Genomic DNA, 4,205 nt, shown 5'->3' with positions numbered 1-4,205 from the left:
GTCGAGCGCGCCTTCGAGCACTCGGACTCGATCGCCGCCGGAGTCGCCGACCTCGTCGGGCACTCGGGGCTGGCAGGCAAGCTCAGCGAATTCTCCAACGCCTGGGACCTCCACCGCGACGACATGCTCACCGGTGTGCGGGCCGTCCGCAAGACGGTGAGGAAAGTTCACGATGAATTCGCGGCTGTGGACCGCGAGCTCGCGTCGAACTTGAACGGGGACGGCAGCTGACATGTCATGGATGAGCCCCATCCCGGGAGATCCCGCAGGCGTGAAGAACGCGGCAGCACGTTACCTGAGCACGGCCGACAGCATCGATGAGGCTGCCAGAGAACTGCTCCGTGTCGCCAACGAGATCCGAACCATCAGCCTGGCTGTCGACCAGGTACGCAGCCAGTCGGCCGAACTGGCCGGCGTGATCGAACGCGCCGAGACTCGCTACCGCGGGACAGGCGACGCACTGCACACCTACGCGGTGGCGCTACAGGAAGCACAGCGGAAGCACGATAGCGCGATGGCGAGCGCTCGAAGCGGCAGTTCCGATCTTGACAACGCCTCGTACTACCGCGACTACTACCGCGAGCTGGCGGAGACACCTGGTCCCGAACAGCTCGAGATGATCGAGAAGTATCGGCACTGGCGCGAAAAGGCAGAAAACGCTCAACACGACGTCGATGTCGCGCACCAGCAGGCGGCAGCCGCCTACGAGGAACGGGATTCCGCCGCGCTGGTTGCCATGAGCTCCATCGTCACGGCCATGGAGGCCTCGGGGCTCAACGACACTCTGTGGGACCATCTGGCCGCAGTCTGGGACGGAATAGTCGAATTCTGGGTGACCGTCGTAATCCCCGCGCTCGAAGCGATCGTCGCCTTCATCGACGAGTACGGCTGGATTCTCGACGTCCTGGCAACGATCTTTACGATCGCCGCAGTCTTCTTCCCGGCTCTCGCGGTCGTCTACGCGGCTCTGCGTCTCATCTCCCTCGCGGTCAACGCACTTGCATTCGTTGCGACGCTTGCCCTCACTTTGTCCGGGCGGAAGTCGCTGGGTGATCTCATCGGCGCGAGCATCGGCCTCGCTCTTGCATTCACGGGAACCATCGGGAAGGGCGCATTCGCCAACGGCTTGCGTAACGTGACCGCGGACTTTCGTTTCGTTACCAGCCCGGCGAGCTGGTCGACACTCGCGCAGCCGCAGCTTGCCTTCCGCACAGTGTTTCAGCTGGAGGGGCTGCACGCTGCGAGCGAGCTCGCGAGCAGCGGGGCTCGGAACGTGCTTACGCACGACACGATGCAGGCGATCATCGATTCGGCAGGGCGCGAAGCGCTCGCCGATGGCCTCAAGGACGCCGCTGGCGGGATCGTCCACGACTACGTTGTAACCAAGGCGATCGAGAACGTGAGTTCGGGGTGGACGGACATGATAGTGGGGGTGTTCGAGAATGTCTGAGACCGCATCACAACATGCCGATGACGTACTCGGCCTGTTCTGGCTGTCCGAACACTACACACCCGAAGCCTGGGCAACGGCGGTCATCGCGGATGAGTTCTCAGCGCAGTACCGCGGACCAAGAGAATCCTTGGAGTCGCTCGATCGGGCCGGCTCTGTTGACGTCGACAGAATCGTCGATGTCCTCGAGCCGATCATCGCGCGTTCCGTGGCCGAAGGGCGCACACTGGCCTCGATGGCGGAGGAAGAGCTGTGAACCTGCCACGTCCTTTCGTCTTCAGCCTGCCAGGAGAGTGGATTCAACTCGCGTCGATCCGCGACCTGAATCTGCTCTCGACCGGCGACTCGCATGTATCCCCCGCGAGACAGCGCAGGCTAAAACGTGAAGTCTCAGCCATGCAGGCCTGGGCTTCCGACACGGCCGCGGCGAGCGTCTGGCTGCAGGTTGTCGACGGTGGTGCGGTCGCGATCGCCGAACTCGCGCTTCGCCCCGCCTCGGCTCCCTCCGCTGCGGCACTCGTGGAGTCCCTTGCACTGAGCCAGCCTGTCGGGTATCGGCGTCAGCTCGTCTCGACGCGGAGCATTAACGTGGCTCCAGGCGTGAGCGTCGCTTACGGTCGGGAGATCATCGCGGGTCCGACGCCGCCTCATCGGCTCGTTGCCTGTTTCAGTGCGTGGCTTTTCGATGATTCGACGCCGGGCGAAGTCTGGAACATGCGAGTGTCTACGCCCCATCTGGACCGCGAAGAACAGATCGCCGAAGCTGGCCTCGCTTCCCTGGCCAGGCTCGCGGAAACCTACCTGGGGGTATCGTGACGACCACTCATGCCGGTGAGGACGTACTCACCTTCATTCTTCCCGGGTCTTGGCTGCGAATCCCGCTCGCGGAGCCGGACGCGCGCAAGGAAGCAATCTCACGCGCTGCCTTGGTCGCCTTTGGGCGCTCCGATGAACACGCCAGCCTCCGGCAAGCGTTTCGGCAAGAACTCACCCGAGCCGCGGTGGCCTCCGCAGATGCCGGAGCCTCCGGCTGGTACATAGCCTCGCAAATCATCGAAGGCGTCCCGCTGCCGGCGACTCTCACCGTCACACTCTCGGAGCCGATCATCGCGCTCTCGCGAAACAATGAGCGCAACCTCCTGCTGCTCCAGACGACAATGAGCCATTTCGAGAAGTCCGGATGGGTTGAAGATCCCTGGCACGACGAAATCGGCGGCTCGGTTGTGGCGCGTCGCGCCAAGACCACCGCGCCTACCTCCGAAGTCAGCGATCTCACGACACTGCCGACATCGCCGACCTATACGGTGATGTATTGGTTGACGGTGCCGCACGAGTCACGGATCGCGACCCTCGCCTTCGGAACAACGCAGCCCACGCTCCGATCAAGCCTACTTGAGCTGTTCGATGCGGTCGTGTCGAGCGTACGTTTCCCCCACTCCGAAACGCAGCCGGACACGCTCCCGCTCGACGGTGAGCGATAATCAAGGGATGACGGTCGCCTTCGACACGGGCAGGGCCCTCACTCTCGGAGAACGCCTCCTGCTGTTCAGCTTCCGACCCAACGGCGGAAAGGTAGCACGGCTCAAATGGGCAGGCGTTGCTGCTGCGATCGCGGGTGGCGCTATCGTCGATCTCGCCCTCCACGGGCTTGTCTCACCCAGTGGCGGTGGCCGCCTCGTGCCGAGATCTGCCACGCAGCACAACGGCAGGCAGGAAGTGCTCAAGGTGATCCAGCGCGACTCGCTACCTCGCGCGGACCGGGATCGGCCCGAACGGTGGATGCGGGACTGCACCCTCATCGCCCGATCAGTGGGACGAGGTCTCGCGGCGCAGGGCATCGGGCGAACGACATGGGCCGGTGGCTATCTTCCGCCCTCGTCTGCCACTGACGTGGCCGGCTGGGCAGCGGTGCGCGCAGCTCTGCTCGATGACATCCCGGCGGACAGCGAGACCGCACTGATCCTGTGGATATTGACGCTTGACGGACTGAACGCGGACTCCGTCTTTTCGAGAGATCCCCTCTCGCACGACGACCCCCACTGGTGGAAACGGGCGTATCGCGTTGCCGCGCCGACCTGGGAGTCCCTCGAGACTGCCGGCGCCGTTCGCGCCGCGTTGTCCGGCATCGCCCAGTACACGCGCTGGAGCCCAAGCCGCGCGTAAGCTCCGTGGGGAGTTCTCCCCATTGGAAGTTCCTCAGCCTCTGGATACTCTCGACTCACAACCCACGGGTGGGCATCATTCCGGGGGCGGAGTGATCGACAGAATCGGAGAGAGCAGTGGCTAACCTCAACGTCACGTACGACGAGATGCGCCAGGCGGCGGGACGCCTGTGCCAGGGCAAGGATGACATTCACAACACCCTCGGTGAGCTGAAGGCTCTCGTGGACAACCTCGTGAGCAGCGGGTACTCGACCGATCTGTCGAGCCCGGCGTTCCGCGACACCTACGACAGCTTTACCACCGGCACCAAGCAGGCGGTTGACGCTCTCGACGGACTCGCGCAGTATCTCGAAGTCGCTGCGCAGACGCTGGAGGAGACGGACTCGTCACTGGCCAACGCGATCAACAGCTGACACGCACCGGCCGACGACGTCTGACGGCGGGGTGGGGAGCACTTCATACCCCCACCCCGCCGTCAGACTGTCCACTCGGGCAACCAACACGCAGTATGTTCACGACACAATGACAATCGCCGATTCCGTCCCGACGCACCAGCGGATTGTGCGATTCTCGCGCGTGCTGTGGGCGATCG

Annotated in this window: 7 protein-coding genes; all 7 read left to right on the top strand. The window is 63.9% G+C overall.

The window, feature by feature from the left end; translation table 11 throughout:
• The coding region (locus Q1V87_RS07600) for a hypothetical protein (protein WP_300591551.1) at window positions 1-231 on the top strand (231 nt) is incomplete at its 5' end.
• A 10-nt stretch (window positions 232-241) separates the two neighbouring features.
• Complete coding sequence (locus tag Q1V87_RS07595; protein ID WP_300591549.1) at window positions 242-1,450, top strand: hypothetical protein; 1,209 nt, start codon at window positions 242-244, stop codon at window positions 1,448-1,450.
• Window positions 1,443-1,706 carry a hypothetical protein gene (locus Q1V87_RS07590; protein ID WP_292725650.1) on the top strand — a complete coding sequence of 88 codons (264 nt, stop codon included), beginning with the start codon at window positions 1,443-1,445 and terminating at the stop codon, window positions 1,704-1,706. The genes Q1V87_RS07595 and Q1V87_RS07590 overlap by 8 nt, the downstream gene beginning before the upstream one ends.
• A gap of 140 nt (window positions 1,707-1,846) precedes the next feature.
• The gene (locus Q1V87_RS07585; RefSeq protein ID WP_292725648.1) at window positions 1,847-2,266 is read left to right on the top strand and encodes a hypothetical protein; all 420 of its coding nucleotides are present in this window, start codon (window positions 1,847-1,849) and stop codon (window positions 2,264-2,266) included.
• Window positions 2,263-2,931: a hypothetical protein gene (locus tag Q1V87_RS07580; RefSeq protein ID WP_292725646.1), complete on the top strand. Its 669-nt coding sequence runs from the start codon at window positions 2,263-2,265 to the stop codon at window positions 2,929-2,931. The genes Q1V87_RS07585 and Q1V87_RS07580 overlap by 4 nt, the downstream gene beginning before the upstream one ends.
• 7 nt (window positions 2,932-2,938) lie before the next feature.
• On the top strand, window positions 2,939-3,613 hold the full coding sequence (locus Q1V87_RS07575) for a GPP34 family phosphoprotein (RefSeq protein WP_300591547.1): 675 nt from the start codon (window positions 2,939-2,941) through the stop codon (window positions 3,611-3,613).
• 116 nt (window positions 3,614-3,729) lie between these two features.
• A complete protein-coding gene (locus tag Q1V87_RS07570; protein WP_300591546.1) occupies window positions 3,730-4,026 on the top strand; it encodes a WXG100 family type VII secretion target in 297 nt (98 codons plus the stop codon).
• Window positions 4,027-4,205 lie beyond the last annotated feature (179 nt).

Source organism: Microbacterium sp., assembly GCF_030149085.1.
Taxonomy (GTDB): domain Bacteria; phylum Actinomycetota; class Actinomycetes; order Actinomycetales; family Microbacteriaceae; genus Microbacterium.
Note: the sequence above shows the minus strand (reverse complement) of the source record. Positions and strands in the feature narration are given on the sequence as shown.

What these genes read in the sequence shown, in the direction of transcription:
- Q1V87_RS07575 (WP_300591547.1), top strand. Translation starts at nt 2,939, where the DNA reads ATGACGGTCGCCTTCGACACGGGCAGGGCCCTCACTCTCGGAGAACGC.
- Q1V87_RS07595 (WP_300591549.1), top strand. Translation starts at nt 242, where the DNA reads ATGAGCCCCATCCCGGGAGATCCCGCAGGCGTGAAGAACGCGGCAGCA.
- Q1V87_RS07590 (WP_292725650.1), top strand. Translation starts at nt 1,443, where the DNA reads ATGTCTGAGACCGCATCACAACATGCCGATGACGTACTCGGCCTGTTC.
- Q1V87_RS07585 (WP_292725648.1), top strand. Translation starts at nt 1,847, where the DNA reads ATGCAGGCCTGGGCTTCCGACACGGCCGCGGCGAGCGTCTGGCTGCAG.